Source organism: Pristimantibacillus sp. Z349TD_6, assembly GCF_056173205.1.
Genome location: NZ_CM149662.1, coordinates 5,874,476 through 5,894,577, shown reverse-complemented (window position 1 = coordinate 5,894,577; position 20,102 = coordinate 5,874,476). Strand labels below are relative to the sequence as shown.

General features: G+C 44.1%; 16 protein-coding genes. 13 read left to right on the top strand and 3 right to left on the bottom strand.

The annotated features are described in order from the left end of the window. Positions 1-7 precede the first annotated feature (7 nt). The 7 genes from AC0VYE_RS25625 to AC0VYE_RS25595 all read left to right on the top strand — a co-directional run bounded on the left by AC0VYE_RS25625 (position 8) and on the right by AC0VYE_RS25595 (position 9,422). Positions 8-1,735, top strand: a complete 1,728-nt coding sequence (locus AC0VYE_RS25625) for an extracellular solute-binding protein (protein WP_441960948.1) — start codon at positions 8-10, stop codon at positions 1,733-1,735. 90 nt (positions 1,736-1,825) lie between these two features. Continuing rightward, positions 1,826-2,716, top strand: a complete 891-nt coding sequence (locus AC0VYE_RS25620; protein WP_076267643.1) for an ABC transporter permease — start codon at positions 1,826-1,828, stop codon at positions 2,714-2,716. An 18-nt stretch (positions 2,717-2,734) separates the two neighbouring features. After that, positions 2,735-3,622, top strand: coding sequence for a carbohydrate ABC transporter permease (locus tag AC0VYE_RS25615; protein WP_076267759.1), 888 nt, complete (start codon positions 2,735-2,737; stop codon positions 3,620-3,622). 31 nt (positions 3,623-3,653) lie between these two features. Beyond that, entirely contained in the window at positions 3,654-4,916 is a 1,263-nt protein-coding gene (locus AC0VYE_RS25610; RefSeq protein ID WP_076267644.1) for a Gfo/Idh/MocA family protein, read from the top strand. A 15-nt stretch (positions 4,917-4,931) separates the two neighbouring features. Then, positions 4,932-6,593, top strand: a complete 1,662-nt coding sequence (locus tag AC0VYE_RS25605; RefSeq protein WP_475443326.1) for a DUF4091 domain-containing protein — start codon at positions 4,932-4,934, stop codon at positions 6,591-6,593. Between the two features lie 31 nt (positions 6,594-6,624). Next, a complete protein-coding gene (locus tag AC0VYE_RS25600; RefSeq protein WP_475443325.1) occupies positions 6,625-8,376 on the top strand; it encodes a glycoside hydrolase family 35 protein in 1,752 nt (583 codons plus the stop codon). Between the two features lie 131 nt (positions 8,377-8,507). After that, the gene (locus AC0VYE_RS25595) at positions 8,508-9,422 is read left to right on the top strand and encodes a ChbG/HpnK family deacetylase (RefSeq protein ID WP_475443323.1); all 915 of its coding nucleotides are present in this window, start codon (positions 8,508-8,510) and stop codon (positions 9,420-9,422) included. Positions 9,423-9,545: 123 nt separating this feature from the next. On the opposite strand, the gene AC0VYE_RS25590 is transcribed toward AC0VYE_RS25595, so the two are convergent. Beyond that, complete coding sequence (locus tag AC0VYE_RS25590; protein WP_475449730.1) at positions 9,546-11,255, bottom strand: alpha-keto acid decarboxylase family protein; 1,710 nt, start codon at positions 11,253-11,255, stop codon at positions 9,546-9,548. A 306-nt stretch (positions 11,256-11,561) separates the two neighbouring features. On the opposite strand from AC0VYE_RS25590, the gene AC0VYE_RS25585 reads away from it, so the two are divergent. Next, on the top strand, positions 11,562-12,434 hold the full coding sequence (locus tag AC0VYE_RS25585) for a DMT family transporter (RefSeq protein ID WP_475443321.1): 873 nt from the start codon (positions 11,562-11,564) through the stop codon (positions 12,432-12,434). Between the two features lie 85 nt (positions 12,435-12,519). Here AC0VYE_RS25585 and AC0VYE_RS25580 read toward each other — a convergent pair whose 3' ends face one another. Next, on the bottom strand, positions 12,520-12,978 hold the full coding sequence (locus AC0VYE_RS25580; protein ID WP_475449728.1) for a CcdC family protein: 459 nt from the start codon (positions 12,976-12,978) through the stop codon (positions 12,520-12,522). 396 nt (positions 12,979-13,374) lie between these two features. Between AC0VYE_RS25580 and AC0VYE_RS25575 the strand changes: the two genes are divergently transcribed. Then, entirely contained in the window at positions 13,375-14,454 is a 1,080-nt protein-coding gene (locus AC0VYE_RS25575) for an ABC transporter substrate-binding protein (RefSeq protein ID WP_475443320.1), read from the top strand. Positions 14,455-14,640: 186 nt separating this feature from the next. On the opposite strand, the gene AC0VYE_RS25570 is transcribed toward AC0VYE_RS25575, so the two are convergent. Then, positions 14,641-15,243, bottom strand: a complete 603-nt coding sequence (locus tag AC0VYE_RS25570) for a TetR/AcrR family transcriptional regulator (protein ID WP_076267651.1) — start codon at positions 15,241-15,243, stop codon at positions 14,641-14,643. Positions 15,244-15,547: 304 nt separating this feature from the next. Between AC0VYE_RS25570 and AC0VYE_RS25565 the strand changes: the two genes are divergently transcribed. The 4 genes from AC0VYE_RS25565 (at position 15,548) to AC0VYE_RS25550 (ending at position 20,090) form a co-directional block, all read left to right on the top strand. Beyond that, positions 15,548-16,993, top strand: a complete 1,446-nt coding sequence (locus tag AC0VYE_RS25565) for a 4-hydroxyphenylacetate 3-hydroxylase family protein (protein ID WP_475443317.1) — start codon at positions 15,548-15,550, stop codon at positions 16,991-16,993. A 104-nt stretch (positions 16,994-17,097) separates the two neighbouring features. Further along, entirely contained in the window at positions 17,098-18,246 is a 1,149-nt protein-coding gene (gene ssuD, locus AC0VYE_RS25560; protein WP_076267653.1) for an FMNH2-dependent alkanesulfonate monooxygenase, read from the top strand. Between the two features lie 53 nt (positions 18,247-18,299). Next, a complete protein-coding gene (locus AC0VYE_RS25555) occupies positions 18,300-19,079 on the top strand; it encodes an ATP-binding cassette domain-containing protein (RefSeq protein ID WP_475443315.1) in 780 nt (259 codons plus the stop codon). A gap of 12 nt (positions 19,080-19,091) precedes the next feature. Further along, the gene (locus tag AC0VYE_RS25550; RefSeq protein WP_475443313.1) at positions 19,092-20,090 is read left to right on the top strand and encodes an aliphatic sulfonate ABC transporter substrate-binding protein; all 999 of its coding nucleotides are present in this window, start codon (positions 19,092-19,094) and stop codon (positions 20,088-20,090) included. The last annotated feature ends 12 nt before the right edge of the window (positions 20,091-20,102 follow it).

The following is a 20,102-nucleotide window of genomic DNA, read 5'->3' as shown; positions in this document are numbered from 1 at the left end:
GTTCCATATGAAAAATTATAAAACAATGAAGATGATTTTGTTGTTATCGCTGTCTGCTTCAGCCATTACAGCATGCTCCAGCCAAGGAAATGACAAAGGAAACACATCCACATCTAAACCGTCAACAGAGAACAACCAGACTGAAGCCACTCCGCCAGATCCATTCGGTAAATACGCTGAACCGGTTACGGTTACAGAAGTGCTTGGATTTAATCCGCCTGAGGATTCAAGAACGCCAAAAGGAATTACACCAGATCAAAATGCTTACTTTAAAGATTTAAAAGAGATGATGAACATTGAAGTGAAATATAAATGGACCGTGCCTTCCAGCCAATTTGAACAAAAGTTCTCACTTGCGATGGCATCGGGCGATCTGCCTGATATTTTGGAGCTGGACCCGAAAAACTTCGAGAAGCTGAAAAAGCAAGATATGCTCGCTGATCTGACAGAAGCATATGAGCAATATGCATCGCCAACACTTAAGAAATATATGGAATCGGATGGCGGCTTTGCAATGAAGACTTATAACGCAGACGGCAAACAGCTGGCCATTCCAGCTTTTGAAGATCCATTCCTATCCACGCAGCTGCTTTGGATTCGGAAGGATTGGCTGGATAATTTGAATTTGCAAGCGCCTACGACAATCGATGAGCTGGAGAAGGTTGCAGAAGCATTTGTGAAAAACGATCCAGATCAAAATAAGCAAAATGATACTTATGGTATTTCATTGCAAAAAACATTGTTTTTCTGGGGCTTTGATGTAAGAGGATTGTTTAACGGATTCGGAGCTTACCCATCCATTGGTGATGCTCAGACGGCTTGGATCAAAAATGGTGAAGATAAACTAATACCGGGCCTTATTCAACCTGAGGTGAAAACGGCGCTTAGCAAGCTGCAGTCTTGGTACCAAAATGGCATTCTCAATAAGGAGTTTGCGCTGAAGGATGAGAACAAAGCAGTAGAAGATCTTACTTCGGGCAAGGTAGGTATTTCCTACGGAGAATGGTGGTACCCGAACTGGCCGCTTAATTTAAATATTGACAAAGATCCAAAGGCTGAATGGATTGCTGTTCAAATTCCAGGGCTGGACGGTCCAGCAAAATCACTCGTTCCGAAAATTCGTGCTGGCAAGGTTTTCGCTGTAAACAAAAAAGCGAAAAATCCAGAAGCTGCAATTAAAATGATCAACTTCTATATCGAAATGGGCAACAAACAATATTTAGAGAAAAACAAAGCCGAGAATGGTTATGTATACAACTGGTTTAATCCACGTATCTACAACCCGGCTCAAATTGAAACCATCTATACAGAAGTGAACAAAGCGCTCGACGCTAAACAAACTGAAATTACGCTGGATGACGAGAACTACAAGAATGTAGCGGATGTATTCAAAGCAGGAACCGATTTCCTCGCAGGCAATACAAAAGATGCTTCCAAAGGCGTCAATTGGGGTCAATATTACAGCCGTGCAGCAAAAGATGGCGGCTGGGGAACAACGCGTAAAATTAAAGAAAGCGGAGCGTTTGTAAACAATGAGTTCTATGGCCTTCCTACAAAAACACAAGTAGAAAAAGGTGCTCAGCTTGATAAGCTTATGCAGGAATCCTTTACAAAAATCATTATGGGCGCTTCCATTGATGAATTTGATAAGTTCGTTTCAAGCTGGAAATCGCTAGGCGGCGATGATATTACAGCAGAAGTTAATGCATGGTACGGCGAGCAAGCGAAAAATTAAATCTTAAATTAATCAAAAGCGGGAGAGACGAGTCGAGGAGTCGACAACTCCTCCCGCTTTAAAATTAGCAGCTGGTTAGGAGGGTCATCTATGAGAACGCTGAAAAAAGAATATGTACTACATTTGATGTTACTGCCCGGTGTTATCGCTACTTTGATCTACGCATACGGTCCTATGGCTGGCCTAGTGATGGCTTTTCAACAATTTGAACCATTATCCGGTTTTTTTAAATCTGAATTCGTAGGCTTTGACAATTTCCGTTACGTATTTGCGTTGCCGGATTTCGGTCAAGTGCTTTGGAATACGATCATTATTGCGATTTTCAAAATGATCCTGTTTTTGCTAGTTCCTCTTATTCTTGCGTTATTGCTAAATGAAGTGACAAGAAAATGGTTCTCAGGTTTCATTCAATCTGCCATCTTCCTTCCGTTCTTTCTGTCATGGACTGTGCTTGGCGGAGTCGTCATTGAATTGTTCTCTCTGAGCGGACCTGTTAATGGCTTGTTAACCGAAATTGGATTTCAGCCGATTATGTTTATGCTCGACAATGACTGGTTCAGAGGCATCGTCATTGGATCAGATGTGTGGAAAGGCATGGGCTACAATATGATTGTTATGCTCGCCGCCATTGTAGGCATCAATGCAACGCTTTATGAAGCAGCAGAGGTTGATGGAGCAGGCAAGTGGAAGCAAGTGATGCACATTACGCTTCCAGGCATTTCCCCCATACTCATTTTGCTTGGCGTATTAAGCTTAGGCGGAATTCTAAATGCTGGCTTCGAACAAATTCTAATTATGTATAACCCGACCGTTTATGAAGGCGCAGATATCATTGATACATTCGTTTATCGACTAGGGATGTTCAGCCAGCAATTCGGACCGGCAGCAGCAATCGGCCTCTTTAAATCGGTCATTTCATTAGGGTTAGTATCCATTACCTACTATGCGGCTTATAAACTTAACAACTACAGAATATTCTAGAACGGAGGTAATACAGTGATACACAAACCATCAATCAGTAGAAAGCTTTTTGTCGTGTTCAATACGTTGTTGTTAACAGCGATCACGCTGCTTGGTATTATCCCGTTTATTCATTTACTCTCCATCTCACTTAGCTCGAATACGGCTGCGATGGCAGGAGAAGTTAAGCTTTGGCCTGTCGGCTTCTCCTTGGATGCCTATCAATACTTGGGGGAGAAGGTTGAGTTCTTCCGATCATTATGGGTATCCGTACAGCGGGTCGTGCTTGGGACGGTTGTTAATATGCTGCTTGTATTTATAACTGCTTTTCCGCTTGCGAAATCTAATCATCAGTTTAAATTTAGAACCCCTTATGTATGGTTCTTTGCGATAACGATGTTTTTCGGCGGCGGGTTGATTCCTACGTATATCATTGTCAAAGATACAGGCATCATTGATTCGATTTGGGCGCTCGTTTTGCCGGGTGCTTTGAATGTATGGAATATGGTGCTCATGCTGAATTTCTTCAGATCCATTCCAAGAGAACTGGATGAGGCAGCGACAATTGACGGCGCAGGACACTGGCGTGTACTTTGGCAAATTTATTTGCCTGTATCGCTTCCATCGATCGCAACGATTGGCTTGTTCACGATTGTTGGGCATTGGAACTCTTGGTTCGATGGCATTCTTTACTTGAATTCACCAGAAAAGTACCCATTGCAAACGTATCTGTCTACATTAATTATGTCGATTAATGCCCAAATGTCTTCCATGTCTATTGAGCAGCTTAAAGTGATGGACAACTTAAGCGAGAAGACACTTCGAAATGCGCAAATCTTTATGGGTGCTTTGCCCATTATGCTCGTATATCCGTTCTTGCAAAAGTATTTTGTTAAAGGCATGACCGTAGGAAGCGTCAAGGAATAGATAGACTTACAACATCGAGGAGAGATTAATTATGAAAAAAGTTACGGTTGCCATAATTGGAGCGGGCTTGCGGGGTGTCAACTATTTGGAATATGCTCTTGCTCATCCCAATGAGCTGCAAGTTGTAGCTGTTGCAGAGCCGGTTGCAGAGCGCAGGGAGAGCTTCCAAGCTAGACATAACATTGCAGATAATATGTGTTTTGAGAACTGGGATGATTTTTTCGCTATGCCAAAACTAGCGGATGCCGTACTCATCTGCACGCAAGATAAACAGCATTTCGATCCGACAATGAAAGCACTTGAAGCAGGTTATCATGTGCTGCTTGAGAAGCCGATGTCTCCCGATGCCAAAGAATGTTTACTTATGGGAGAAAAGGCATCTCAGTTAAACCGAGTGTTTTCGATTTGTCATGTGCTTCGTTATACGAATTTTTTCTCTACCATTAAAGAATTATTAGAAAAAGAAACAATTGGTAAATTAATGTCTATCACGCATAATGAAAATGTAGGGTTCTGGCATCAAGCGCATAGCTTCGTAAGAGGAAACTGGAGCCGGAAAGAGGATTCCAGTCCAATGATTCTAGCGAAGTCCTGTCATGATCTGGACATCTTGCTCTGGTTGGCTGGTTCGGAATGTGTTCGTGTATCCTCCTTCGGATCACTCTCCCATTTTACAGCCGATCAAGCGCCGGCAGGAGCGCCGTTACGCTGCTTAGACGGGTGTCCAGTGGCAGACGAATGTCTCTACTACGCGCCTAATTACTATTTAACAGAGGATACGAATTGGCCAACTTCGGCAATTAGTAATGATCTGAGCTATAGTGCGCGTTATAAGGCGCTTGAGGAAGGACCTTACGGCAGATGCGTCTATCATTGTGACAACGATGTTGTTGACCACCAGGTTGTGAATTTGGAGTTTGCGAATTCCGTCACAGCAGCATTTACGATGAGCGCATTTACTAGAGATGTCAGCCGCACAATCAAGCTTATGGGAACCAAAGGTGAAATCCGCGGCGCCATGGAGAAAAATGAAATTGAAGTGATTCATTTTGGCAGCGGCAAGATTGAACGAATCTCATTTGAAGACATGGGAGGTCATGTTGGCCACGGCGGCGGTGATATGGGTTTACTCAAGGATTTTTTAAAGCTGGTAAGAGAAGATGGCAAGAGTGAGGGGCTTACCTCGGCAAGTCAATCCGTTCAAAGCCATTTAATGGCCTTCGCGGCGGAGCAATCTAGAGTGGATGGAAACAGTATCAATCTCAAAGATTTTGCAGAAAGCATTCTAATTTAAAGAGGTGCAAGATGTATGAATAATCCAGTTCAATTTGAGACGAAGTTACTAAGCTCATTGACAAAAGTATTCGCAGATGAGACGCCAACCGAACAAGCCTTTCAAAGCGCTTCTGCGCTTTTCGGCGAAACCTATTCCTTCCAAGTCGCATACACCTCAGATACGCTCTTAAAAAATATAAATGTAAACATCGACTCCGACCTTGCAGACCGTATTTTGATTAGATCTGTTGGTCTGGCTCCTTCGGAGATGCCATGTTTCACAAATCCTGATGATAACGTCCTGCGCACGACACCGGGACTATATCCAGATCCATTGTATGAGCTGAATCAACAATCCGTTAATGCGGTTCCCGAGCAGTGGCGTTCCATTTGGGTGAGTGTGGAGCTTGATGAATCTGTCGCTGCGGGTGTTCATTCCATTCAATTCTCCTTCCAATCAGAGCAAGGGGAGTCCTTAGCGGTATCCGATGTATTTCAGTTGACAGTCATCCCTGCCGAATTGCCCGCGCAGCAGTTAATTCACACGGAATGGTTTCATGTGGATTGTATTGCAACACAGTATGGTGTCGAAGTCTTTAGTGAAGCGCATTGGACGCTTCTGGAACGTTATGTGGACGCAATGGTCAAGCACGGCATGAACATGGTATTGACGCCACTATTCACGCCGCCGCTCGATACCCTTGTTGGAGGAGAACGTCCAACTGTCCAACTGGTGAGAGTTGATGTGGAGGGAGATACTTATACATTTGGCTTTGATCAGCTTACGCGGTGGGTAACGATGTGCAAGAAGTTGGATGTGAAATACTTTGAGTTTTCACATTTGTTTACGCAATGGGGAGCAAAGTGCGCTCCGAAAATTATGGGAACGGTACAAGGAGAAGAGAAAAAGCTATTCGGCTGGGAGACGGATGCATCTTCAGAAGAATATCGCAGCTTCTTGGATCAATTCCTGCCGAGCCTTGATCGCTACTTGAAAGAAAATGGACTGGATGAGCAAAGCTGGTTCCATATTTCGGATGAGCCGGACCTCAGTCAATTGGAATCCTATCAAGCTGCCAGCCAAATCGTGCGTAAGCATTTGTCTGATTATCCTATTATGGACGCGCTGTCTGATTTGGATATGTATGAGCGGGGTCTAGTGCAAAGACCGATTCCGGGAAACAATCATATCGAACCGTTTCTGGAGTATGGCGTTCCGGATTTATGGACTTATTATTGCTGTGCGCAGCATCAAGAAGTATCCAATCGTTTTTTTAACATGCCTTCCTCTAGAAACCGGATTATTGGGCTTCAGTTGTATAAGTTTGGATTGAAGGGCTTCCTGCATTGGGGCTTTAATTTCTGGTATTCGCAGTACTCCATCGATCAGAAGCTGGATCCCTATCGGTCAACGGATGCAAAGCTTGCGTTTCCTTCGGGAGATTCCTTCTTGGTTTATCCTGGCGAAGAGGGTCCAATCGAGTCAATTCGCTTGGAAGTTCTCTATGAGGCGATGCAAGACTTGCGCGCACTCGAGCTGCTAGAGCAGAAGATTGGCAAAGAACAGACGATAAAGCTGTTGGAAGAGGGTTTGCAAGAACCATTGACGTTCTCTGTTTATCCAAAGGGCAGTGGGGAATGGCTGTTAGCGGCAAGAGAGAGAATCAATCAGGCTATAGCGAGTCATTATGCTTAATGATTTAACTATTTTATAAGGCGGGAAATAGATGACTACATTTAATTATTCTGGATCTTCATTTTATTATAATGATCAACCGATACGTCTTCTCTCAGGAGCTTTTCATTATTTTCGAACTGTACCTGAGCATTGGCAAGATCGACTTGCAAAATTAAAAGCCTGCGGTCTCAATACCGTGGAAACATATGTCCCATGGAATCTTCACGAGCCGAAGAAAGGCCAATTTTATTTTGAAGGCATGGCGGATATCGTTCGTTTTATTGAGCTGGCTGGAGAAATCGGGCTGCATGTGATTGTTCGCCCAGCGCCTTATATTTGTGCGGAATGGGAATTTGGCGGATTGCCAGCTTGGCTGCTGGCGGACCCTGATATGCGTCTGCGCTGCTACCATAAGCCGTTTCTAGATCATGTAGATGCTTATTATGATGTGCTGCTTCCGAAACTAAAACCGCTCCTATGCACGAGTGGCGGGCCGATCATCGCGATGCAGGTCGAGAATGAATATGGAAGCTTCAGCAATGACAAACGCTACTTGATTCATCAAAAAGAAAGCATGATTGCTCGTGGAATAGATGTTCTGCTATTCACTTCCGATGGACCAGAAGATGCGATGCTGCAAGGCGGTATGATCGATGGTGTTCTGGCAACGGTGAATTTTGGGTCTCGGCCAGCAGAAGCATTTGAGAAGCTTAAACAATATCAACCGGATGCGCCATTTATGTGTATGGAATATTGGAACGGTTGGTTTGATCATTGGGGGGAGGAGCATCATACCCGTCCCGCTGAGGATGTCGCGAGTGTGCTTGATGAAATGCTTAGTCTGAACGGATCCGTTAATTTCTATATGTTCCATGGCGGAACAAACTTTGGTTTCTACAACGGAGCGAACGGCCATACAGCGGATAGCTATGAACCTACAGTGACTAGCTATGATTATGATGCCTTGCTAAATGAATCCGGTGAACCGACCGCTAAATATTATGCGGTGCGCGATGTTATCTCCAAATATGTGGATGTACCTGCATGTGAATTGCCAGCTCCGATCGCTAAGAAAGCGTATGGACAAGTGAAAATGACTGAGCAAGCTTCATTAGCGGCTAATTTGGACAACATCTCTGCACCTATTTATACGGCATACCCTGAGACAATGGAAAAGCTGGGGCAGGATTACGGATTTATCCATTATCGTACGTTTATTAGCGGACCTCGTCCTAAAGATCAGTTTTTCTTGCAAGACGTGCATGACCGCGCACAAATTTTCATTAACGGACAGCCGGCTGGTGTTCTGGACCGCGTTCATACCGATGTGAAGATAGAATTTGAAGTGCCTGCTGAAGGAGTAGAGGTCTCTATCCTTGTTGAGAATTTAGGCCGGGTTAATTACGGACCTTATATGAAAGACCGGAAAGGGATTACCGAAGGGGTACGTTTTGGGCGCCAGTTCTTGTCGGATTGGACGACGTACACGTTACCTCTAACGGAATTATCGGGTCTGCAATTCGGGAGCATCACGGAACAAACAGGTCCGAGCTTCTTCCGAGGAACGTTAATTGTGGATGAGCCATGTGATACTTTCCTTAGTTTGGAAGGGTGGACCAAAGGGGTCGTGTTCATCAATGGTTTCAATCTGGGTCGTTATTGGGATATTGGACCGCAGAAGAGATTGTATGTGCCAGGTCCATTATTGAAGCAAGGCAATAATGAGATTATTATCTTTGAATTGCATGGAACGACGGATAGCACCGTTAGCTTCTTGGATCAACCTGATCTAGGCTCTTAAAATAAGACAACTTTAACTTGAATTGGATAACCAGTGTATATTGAACGGAAATAAATGACTTGGGCAAGGGTGTAGGCACAAATGTGCTTGCGCCCTTATTCATGTTTCAACTTGAATTAGGGGGAGAGTAAATGAATTCTAAATTAGGATATAAACAATCAGATCGATTATTAATTATTAATGCGGATGATTATGGAATAACATGGGAAATCAATGAGGCTATTCATACATTATTTCAACAGGCTGCCATTATCTCAACTTCAATAATGATTCCCTGCCGAGCAGCCAAAGAAGTTTTAAGCAGGGGTGATATTCAGACTATCGAGCACGCCGGAATTCATTTGACATTATCAAGTTCAGAGCATCAGGGATATAAGCTTGTGTATCATGAGAATTCGCTCCACAGCCTTGTTAATTCAGCTAATGAATTTTTTACAGATATCGCATTTTTAGAGTCCAATGCTGATCTGGATGAGGTTAGGCTTGAAATGCAAGCTCAAATTACATATGCGATTTCTCAAGGGATTGATCCCACTTATCTTGACAGTCATGCAGGGAGCATCTTTGGTCTAAACACAGGACGTGATTTTCTAGATATAGCACTAGATTTATGCCAAGAGTATCAACTGCCCTTTAATTTGCCTAGAAGAATTCTAATGCAGCCGTTTATAAACGAAGAGCAAAAGGAGAGGTTTTCCGAACGAATTTCTTCAGCGGACAGGCGCGGTATTTTCCTCATTGATGATATTATTTCCCTTCCCTATTGCCGTAGCACGAATGCAGAGTACGAGACGGTGAAGGCGCAGCTTGTATCCATGATCAAAAACCTAAAGTCTGGTATCACCCAGTTAACTGTTCATCCGTCTATCATTACTGATGAACTAAAGCAATTAACAAACTGTTGTATGGAAAGGGAAATTGAATTCCGCTTACTTTGTGATTGGGATTTAAAGCAGCTCTTCCAAAAGGAAAACATCAAGCTCATTTCGTGGAAGGACATTCGTGACATACAAAGTTCAATTAATGGGCAACAGCGTATTGTTTAACTCTGATCATTCCATAAATAAAGTTGAAGCCCGATAGCTTGGTTATAGACTCTATCGGGCCTCATAATGAGAATATTTACAGTGTTTACGAAGGAAGAAGAAGCAAACTAGATGCTGCTTATTTTAGTTTTGGCTGCGTTGTTTCTCCTGCATTTCCAAATAATTGCGCATCCGGCGCATATTTTCTGGTGCGTCCATAGGGTCAGCGGCTATCATTTCAATGATACAGAGTCTTCCTTTACATTCCCTCTCCGCTTGGATTATAGCCTGATCAAGCTCTCCATAGGTACGTACTGTCACGGCAAACGCATCGCCTCCAAACACTTCGGGAAGCTTAGTGTATGACCAGCGCGGAATTTTGTTATATTGCTGATTCTCTGTTTTGACATTTAAATATTTCTCGATGGTGTAGCCATCGTTATTCAAGATGAAGATAATAGGCTTGCATTCATAATAGAGCATGGTGCTGATCTCTTGGGCTGTCAACTGCAAGGAGCCGTCACCTGTAAATAACAAGACCCGCCGATCAGGTGCAGCGACATTGGCACCGTATGCGGAAGGTGTAGCATAACCGATCGCCTCCCAGCCACCTTGCGCAATGTATGTTGCATTGCGGGGTAGTCTCACCTGCGCCATCCCGTTGTAAAATGTGCCGGTCTCGGCGACCACAATGTCCCCTTCCCTCAGCAACTTCTGAAAACGCGGGTAATAATTGGCCGCAGTTAGTGGGTCACCGGCACTGCCAGTTATTTGGTCGTATGGGGATGTCGTTTTTCCCGCTAAACCTTGGCCTATGTATCCAATATTCTGCACCGCAAGTAGCATGTCGGCTGCGAACACATTCGGATATTCCGCTTCTGCGACCTTGACCATGTCCGGTTGAATATTGATTGTCACGAGCGGGTTTAGCTTCGCAGTGAAGTTCGCGGTATTATTGTCCGCCCATACCATGCCTACCGCAATGACACAGTCTGCATTTTCTACTGCGGTTTGGACTTCAGAACTTCCAAATAAACCTTCGTACATCCCAATATAATTCGGATGGGTTTCGTCAAATGCCCCCTTGCCGAACATCATTGTTGCAACAGGTACGTTCATCGCGTCGGCTAGCTGCCGAACTGCTGTTACAAGGTCGAAACGCATGGTTTTGACATCAACCAAAATGACCGGCCGATGGGCACGCCCCAGCAGTTGGCGGGCATGCTCCGTTGCTGCCTGAAGAGTTTTCACATTGGACATTGGACGCGGGGGGATCGGCTCACTTCGTGTAATGATCGGCATGGTCACTAAATCATCAGCCACAACGAGGTACACTGGCTTTTTCTTTTCCTTCGCAATACGAATGGCGGCTGGAATTTCAATCTCAGCGTTTTCCGGTGTCAGTACTGCAGTATAAGCCGTAATCTGCTTGTACACTTTATGGAAGACGTCAAAATCCCCATCCATTAGAGTGTGATGCATCAGCTTATGTTTCTTTTGATCCTTATCGGGAGGCGCACCTACGATATGAATTATCGGCACATGCTCGCTGTTAGCTCCCGCTATCGCATTGCAAGCACTAAGCTCTCCGACTCCGAAAGTCGTAATAAGAGCGGATATGCCTTTAACTCTTGCATAACCATCCGCCGCATAACCTGAGTTTAATTCGTTCCGTCCACTCATAAACCGTATGCCTTTATAGCGCTCCAGCGTATCCAATAGTGTAAAGTTATAGTCTCCAGCAACGCCAAAAATTTCGGTAATGCCCTCCAGCTGTAGACAATCGAACAAGTACTGGCCTACTGTTTTTTGAGTCGTGCCAGTTTGCAGGTTAGCACTGCCAGCCGCTGTCATCGTTTTCAATTTCCGCTCACTCCCATTTCTTTTCAGTCTGATCCTGCATAAGATTCCCATTTCATTGGACTGGTTATTCACTAAGGGTTGTTCTAATACGCTGGTACATCGTTATAATTAAAATAGTTAATAGCCTTATCAAAAAAATTCATATAAAATAAAATTACTCTTTTGAAAGTGAGCTGAAGACAGATGATGTGGTCACCACTCTTTGAAAACGATGTACCTGTAGTTATTCTTCCTTAACGGTAGAAAACTACAACTCCGTTAAGGACAGGAACTGTCTAGGAAAACGGAGGGTACAAAATGAAAAACACCTTATTAGGTTCTTTATATTTATCACTCGCTGCTAGCATTTGGGGCGGGATGTATGTGGTTGTAAAACATGTGGTAGACTTTGTTCCACCACTTGAATTAGTGTGGATTCGTTATGTAATTGCGATTTTAGCATTGCTATTTATTGGCGTTGTAACGAAACAATCATGGCGGATTGAAAAGCGTGATTTATTATTAGTTTTCTTCATTGGTCTTATTGGAAATACAATTTCTATCATTACCCAAGAAATAGGTACGATGCTTTCTACAGCACAAATGGGTGCTATTATTACTTCAACGACACCAGCATTCATGGTGCTATTTGCGCGTATCATTTTAAAAGAAAAGATTACGCTAAAAAAAGCAATTTCAATTATTTTAGCAACAATAGGGGTAAGCGTTATTGTCGGAAACGCCAATATCGATTCATCCCTTCAACTTGGTGGTGTATCATTGCTTATTGCCGCCCTTACTTGGGCGCTTATGTCTGTTCTTATTAAGCGGGTACCCAGGAACTATTCACAAATTGTTGTAACTTTTTATACAACCCTTGTAGCCATTGTTTTACTTACACCTTTCACCGTTACTCGATTGCCAGAGCTTGATTTTCAAGCATTGATGCATCCATCTATATGGGGCGGACTATTGTACTTGGGAATTATTTCGACAGCCTGTGCCTTTTTACTGTGGAATCGTGGGCTGCAAATGCTTAATGCTTCAAGTGGCGGATTATTTTTCTTTTTCCAACCTATAGTCGGTGCTTTTTTAGGCTGGCTATTGCTAGGTGAACAAATTGGTTTATCATTTTGGATAGGTACTATACTCATTTTTATTGGTGTGTTATTAGTCATTCGCGAACAATGAATCGAAAAAAGCTGATCAGCGCCATTGCTGATCAGCTTTTTTTTATTGTGAGAATTTCTTTTTTGTATTCGCAGGCAACCAAACTTTAGTTTATTTTAGACAATTGCAATTGGTTGGCCACACGCCGAAATTTGATAAACGAAAAAACTCTCCACGGAATGATATAACCGAAAGCTACTAGCATGAATAAAGCTGTTTTACCTTGAGGATCCAAGTCGGACAATTCTTGACGCAGAGCAAACCGTATGAACACAATACCTATGAAAGCTGCGATAAATCCCCAGTTTTTCTTGGAATAAATCAAATTGTCTTCTCTCACTTCGTAATTAGTCGTCCAAATCAATGGGATGGAAAATATAACGCCAAGTCCGAAGGCTATTCCAAATGCCCAAGCCGGTTCATTCACGTTCGGGTTAATAATTAAAGACAGGCCAGGGATTATGAATAATAAAGGAATCAGTAATCGAATCCCGTTCCCCCGTATTGGGCGGTACATGCTTCTCGTCCTTCTCCACAAAACTAAAACGGCTATAAAAGCGATCATCATATAAAAAGTGTTACCGTTCATTTTCTCGCTCACCTCATCGATTTGATACTTTTATCTTAATTGTTTTGGCATACCTTATTTAGTGATAAAGGTAATTTTCTTAATATGACGATAGTCATTTTTTGGGGCAGCCATTTGTAGTATATTTCTTATCTCAACGTGTGATGGTGTTTTATGGCTGTTTCTGGCTATTTTTCATCATCAGAAGTAAAAGCACTGCGAGAGAGCTAAACTACTGGATAAAGCGAAATTCCGATAGAAATCTCGGTTGAGAAACAGTTTTATAGAGCTCAAAGTAGTGGAATTTTGTTGTATTCATAGCCGTAATTAGTATGCTATAATGATTTGTCGATAATGAGAATCAATATCAATATAAATGGCGGAGGGAATACGATGCATCAAAGAAAGAGAACGGATTATGTAAGTCAGGGTGGCAATTGGAATCAAGGAAGGAATCAGAAATTCGCAGGGTTAATGATTATATTACTGTTGGCAGTAATGATCAGCGCTTGCGGCAATAACACGAATGTAGGTGAGAAGGCTAACTCTGGCAAAGCCACGGAGCCTGTACAAACGGACAGTCCTCAGTCTACCGCACAAACGGAGGAGAAAGAGCAGCAAACGATCAAGCACGCGTACGGAGAGACGAAAGTTCCGTCAAACCCAAAACGGATCGCTGTAATCGGACTTGAAGATATTACATTGTCATTGGGAGTTCCGATGGTATATGCGTATGGCTTCAACGGCTATTATTTAGAAGATCCGTTAAAAGAATTGAAAATCCCAATGTCTGGCAGTTCAGATACGAATCAGAATCTGGAGCAGATTCTGGAATCAAAGCCGGATCTAATCCTGCTTCAACAGTATTTTACCGATCAGGCGGGATACGATGAACTTAGTAAAATTGCTCCAACGCTTCCTTTTACTCCGGATGATTGGAAAACCAATATAACTGAAATCGGAAAAATATTGGGGCTGGAGGAAAAATCACAGGCGGTAATTCAGGCGTATGACGATAAAATAAATGAAGCTAAAGCAACGATATCTTCTGCTGTTGGAGCGGACAACAAGGTAGTCTTTATTCGTCCATCAGTCAAGGATCTGCAGGTGTTTTTCCCTAGCTTTAACAAACTGATCTATGAGCAATTGGGTTTAGTTCCTGACACGAGTATTGCAGCGTTTCAGAAGGAATCATCCGATGATTGGGGAATGAATACGTCGCTGGAGAAGCTGCCTACGATTACGGCAGATTACATATTTGCCATTTATGGTGGATCGATCGACACAGCGGAGGATTTCGCGAAAGAGGAAGCTGCTTCAGCGGAAGTTGAGAAGCTTAGTGTTTGGAAGTCGATGCCTGCTGTCAAGGAAAATCATGTGTTCAAAGTATCGGCTAGACATTGGATGTCTTCGGGACCAATTGCTGAGGGCAGAGCCATTGACGATGTAGTGGCTGCGGTGACGAATAAATAATAAAATGAGTCCCTCGAATCAAAGGTCGCTTAACTGAAGCGGCCTTTGATTTTGTTCAATTACATGACGTTATTATCAGCTGAAACATCATGTATTAGAGTTACTCTACACTTTTCCTCATATCCATGAATCTTATTCCTTGTTTGGAGCTGCCTGCTATTCTAGTTTCCAGTTTGACCCCCGGTTCTACAACCCCATAGCTTTATCCGTGCCGAGCATGCTAATTCTTGTCAGCTGAAGAGCCATGTAATTAGCGCTGTATTTCATTCCGTTGTCATACCACTTCTCTACTACCCCAATAATAGAAGAGCAGAGATAATCCAATAGAACGTCCATGGGAATAAGCATCTTTTGTTCGAGTTTGAAATGGGAGATGATAATGAACTGGCTTTCTCTAATGACCTCCAGCATACGGCTTCGAACTGCATTATCTTCGATTCGCTTGAACATGATCGTGTAAAATCCTGCATGGGTTTGAAGATGATCGAACAACGTGACGAAATAAGGATGAGGACTGTCTATCGTATTAGAAAGTACGGAATGGCTTACTCTAGAGGCTTCAAGCTCTTCGGATAACAAGGTTAGCTTCTCTTCAATAACGGCATGAAGGAGATCGAATTTATCTTTGTAATGGGCATAAAAGGTTGATCGATTAATTTCGGCATGTTCCGTTAAATCGGCTACAGAAATATCAGGAAATCCTTTTACTCTTAGAAGGGAAACGAAAGCTTCCGTTATGACCTTCCGTGATCGGATAATTCTCCGGTCTTCTTTCGATGGCTGCAGCATGTTTTTATCCTCCTTCAGATAACAAACAAAATGGTCATATATGTTGTTTAACCAACAAATAGAAATCCATGTTTAAGCGAGCAATTTCCATGGTTTTAAATCTTGCCAGTAATAAAAAGGTGGAATAGATATATTCTATTGTTGTTTGTTTTTGAGTAATCAAACATAGATCGTTGTTTTGTTGTTTAAAGGACATAAGAACTAAAACTGATGGTTGAAAACATTGAAGAAATTGGATAATATCACAACATGAATAAAAACATAGTATTCTTATCGGAAAAAGAAGTCAAGGAGAATCCGTTCAATGACAACGAGAGGTGAAAAGTTTCTAAAAAGCCTTAAGGATGGTCGAAAGGTTTGGCTTGAAGGCCAAGCGGTGGATGATTTGCCCACACACCCCGCGTTTCAAGGCACGCTCAAAACCATCACAGGATTATTTGATTTGCTGGATGATCCGCATCGCAGAGATGAAGTTGGATACTTGCAGCCATCATTAGGCCGATATGTTCACAGTTCGTTTCTAGTGCCTTATACGAAGGAAGATATTTTAACAAGAAGCAAAGCTTTTACCTGTTGGGCGAAAGAAACAAATGGCATTATGAGCCGTTTATCCGACTACGGAAGGTCCATGATTACGGGATGGTACGCGGATAGAGCGGAAATCAGCAAAAGGGATTCGGGATTCCAAGCGAAGATTGAGAAGTATTACGAATCGGCTAGAGATAACGACTTGTTCCTTACGACGGCTATACTGGACCCGCAGATTGATCGTTCCCGTGAACTGAGCGATGAGCGTATTTCAGAAAGATTCCTTCATGTCGTGAAGGAAACGAGCGAAGGCATTATTGTGCGCGGAGCGAAAATGATTGCGACAGGAGCGCCGTATACTCACGATTTCATTATTTTCTCCTTTTTGCAGCTGAAGAAGGAGAACAAGGAGCATTCGCATGTACTCATTGTTCCGGCAAATTCAAAAGGGCTGCATATTGTATGCCGGGAATCGTTCGCAGATTCGAGAGAAAAGGAACATATTTTGAGCTCCCGATATGAGGAAATGGACGCCGTGCTGTTTTTCGACGATGTTCTGATTCCGTGGGAACGCGTATTGCTTTATGGCGACTCAGAATCTGTATTGAATCTGCGGAACAACAAAACGGCGAATTCGCTCGCTTTCCATCAAACGGTTGTGAGGTCCGTCGCAAAGCTTGAATTCGTAACAGGGCTTGCTTTCGCAATATCGGAATCCATTGGGGTAACTGGTTTTCTACACATTCAGGAGAAGCTTGGCGAGCTGCTGACGCAAGTCGATACGATGCGCGCGCTGGTGATCGCTTCTGAGACGAAGGCTGCGCAAAATGCTTCGGGAGTTTGGTTGCCTGAGATTTCCTTCATCGATACGGCAAGGAATATTGGAACGAAAATTTATCCGAGAGCGATTGAGATTCTGCAGCAAGTCGGAGGAGGAGGGTTCGTTCAAACCCCGTCCAGTATGGAAGACTTCTATGGTCCGATCTCCAAATTCATGCATCTGTATTTCGAAGGCGCCTCTGTCAGCTCGGAAAAAAAGGTAAAGTTGTTCAAGCTGGCATGGGATTTAATCGGCAGTCCGCTCGGCTCGCGCCATGAATTGTATGAACGTTTCTACGCGGGTGATCCCGTTCGCTCGTACGCGAATCAGTATTTGAACACAAATAAAAGCAGTTATATCGATCCGATATGGAAGCTATTACAGGAAACGAGCAAGGGATAGATGATCAACCTATATCAAAATACAAGCCGATTAGACCACTAAAGGCACCTTTCTCCAGCTACATGGGACAGGTGTCTTTTCTATTTGAGAGGAGATTGAATATTTTGGAAGTTTTCTGGTTTATTCCCACACACGGCGACGGACATTTTCTAGGCACTAGCGAAGGTGCTAGAGCGGTTAACTATGCATACACCAAACAAATCGCTCAAGCAGCTGACGAGCTGGGGTTTGGCGGCGTACTTCTTCCAACGGGCCGCTCATGCGAAGATGCATGGGTTGTCGCTTCAACGTTAGTTCCTGCTACGGAGAAGCTGAAGTTTTTAGTTGCAGTAAGACCGGGCTTGATGTCTCCTACTTTGGCGGCAAGAATGGCGGCAACGCTGGATCGCTTCTCCAATGGACGGCTGCTTATCAACGTTGTGACCGGCGGCGATAAGGCAGAGCTTGAAGGAGATGGCGTTTTCCTAGATCATTCGGATCGCTACGGCTTAACCGGTGAGTTCCTCGAAATATGGAAACGAGTGCTGCAAGGAGAAGAAGTGGATTTAGAGGGAGACCATCTGAGCGTGAAGGGCGGGAAAGTGCTTTATCCTCCGCTTCAAGCCCCTTATCCGCCACTTTATTTTGGGGGATCTTCGGATGCGGCAATGGAGATAGCGGCTGACCACATCGATGTTTATCTGACATGGGGTGAGCCTCTGGAGCAGGTTGCTGAGAAAATCACCAAAATGAAACGACTAGCGGAGGCTGCCGGAAGAACGATTAAGTTTGGAATAAGACTGCATGTTATTGTACGTAGAACAGAAGCAGAAGCATGGCAAGCGGCGGATGAACTTATTTCACATGTCGATGATGAAACCATTGCGAGGGCTCAGAGCTCTTTTGCCAAGATGGATTCGGAGGGACAACGCCGGATGGCTGAGCTGCATGGAGGGGACCGAAGCAAGCTTGTGGTAAGTCCTAACCTATGGGCTGGGGTCGGCTTGGTTCGCGGTGGAGCAGGCACTGCGCTTGTAGGAGATCCCGATCAGGTAGCCGCTCGCATGCTGGAGTATCAAGAGCTCGGAATTGAAACCTTCATTCTGTCTGGATACCCCCACTTGGAGGAGGCTTACCGGGTCGCGGAATTGTTGTTTCCGAAGCTTCCATTGCAAAAGAAGGAGCAGATGGATCAACCGCTCTTCATAAGTCCATTCGGCGAAATGATTGCCAATCAGATTATTCCGAAGAGTACAACGACCTCCTCGCGCTAAGCATGACCGCTCTTTCGAATCTGGAGAAAAGAAAATATCAAGGAGGGTAGAGCGTGGAACAAACTACTTTAGGCAGCCATCTGCAAATCAGGAATACGGCTAAACGGTACGGAAATAAGCAGGTTCTACAAGAGGTGGAGCTTGAAGGGAAACCTGGGGAATTCATTGCCATCGTAGGAAGGAGCGGCTGCGGGAAAAGCACTTTGCTTCGACTGGTGGCGGGTCTTGAGAAGGCATCAGAAGGCGGCGTATATATCGACAGCGAGGAAATCCGGTTTATACACCCGGATACTCGGGTTCTGTTCCAGGATGCTAGACTGCTCCCATGGAAAAGTGTACTGGAAAACGTCAGAGTCGGCGTCAAGGACGGAGTCATTCAGAAAGCGGAGAAAGCGCTCGAACAAGTGGGGCTAAGTAGTCGCGCATCCGAGTGGCCGGGCGTGTTGTCCGGTGGGCAGCGCCAAAGGGTGGCGCTGGCCCGCGCCTTAGCAGGGAATCCCAAGTTGCTGCTGCTTGACGAGCCGCTGGGCGCACTGGATGCCTTAACTAGAATCGAAATGCAGCAATTAATAGAGCGATTATGGACGGAGCAGAAATTTACGGCACTGCTGGTCACTCATGACGTTGCGGAAGCGGTGCAATTGGCGGATAGGGTTATTCTCATTGAGCACGGAAAGATCGCATTCGACGTTAGGATTACGTTGTCGCGACCGAGAGAGCATGACAGCGGCTTCGCCTATTACGAGAAATTGATTCTTGACCGCATTCTGACTAAAGAGAAACCCGAATCGCCAAGTGGAAATACAGGTAAAAACGATAACTATACCATTTAAGGGGATATGAACATGAGAATAGGAAAAGGCAAGCAAATCGCTTTCGCGATTGTTATGGTTTTGGCCATATTACAGTTGGCGGGCTGCGGCAACGGCACGTCGAAGGAAGCATCAGCAAGTGTTACGAAGATTAAGCTGGATTATGCTTATTATAATCCGGTAAGCCTTGTGCTGAAGGAGAAAGGTTTTCTCGAGGAGGCGCTTAAAGCAGATGGCATTCAAGTGGAATGGGTACTTAGCGCGGGAAGCAATAAGGCATTGGAGTATTTGAATAGCAAAAGCATAGATTTCGGCTCTACGGCAGGCGCCGCGGCATTATTGGGCAAAGCAAACGGAAATCCCATCAAGTCGATTTACGTTTATTCTACGCCGGAATGGACAGCTCTTGTCACAAAAGCTGATTCTGCGATTACCAAGGCTCAGGACTTGAAAGGCAAGAAAATCGCCGTTACTAAGGGGACGGACCCGTATATTTTCCTGCTGCGCATTCTGGATCAAGCGGGGTTGAGTGAAAAAGATGTAGAGCTCGTTCAACTGCAGCACGCGGATGGAAAAGCAGCTTTGGAAAAAGGTGAAGTCGATGCTTGGGCGGGATTAGATCCGTTTATGGCGCAGACCGAAGTCGAGCAGGGCTCTAAGCTCGTTATCCGCGACGCTTCCTTGAATACTTACGGGGTGCTTAATGTAAGAGAGTCGTTCGCGAGCGATAACCCGGAGTTGACGAAAAAAGTGATTGAAGCTTATGAACAAGCTCGGAAATGGGCCATCGGCAATGTAGAGGAATTCAAAAAAATCGTAAGCGAGCAATCCAAGCAGACGCTGCCAGTCGTAGAAAAGGTGATCGAAAGAACCGATCTTTCCAATCCTGTTATCGGCGATACACAGAAGAATGCCCTTAATGCAGCGGGTAGCGTCTTATTAAAGAGTGGAATTATTCCTGATAATACGGATGTTGCCAAAGTTGTAGATGAACTGATCGATTCGGAATACTTCACAAAGATCGCACAATAAACGGAGGTCATC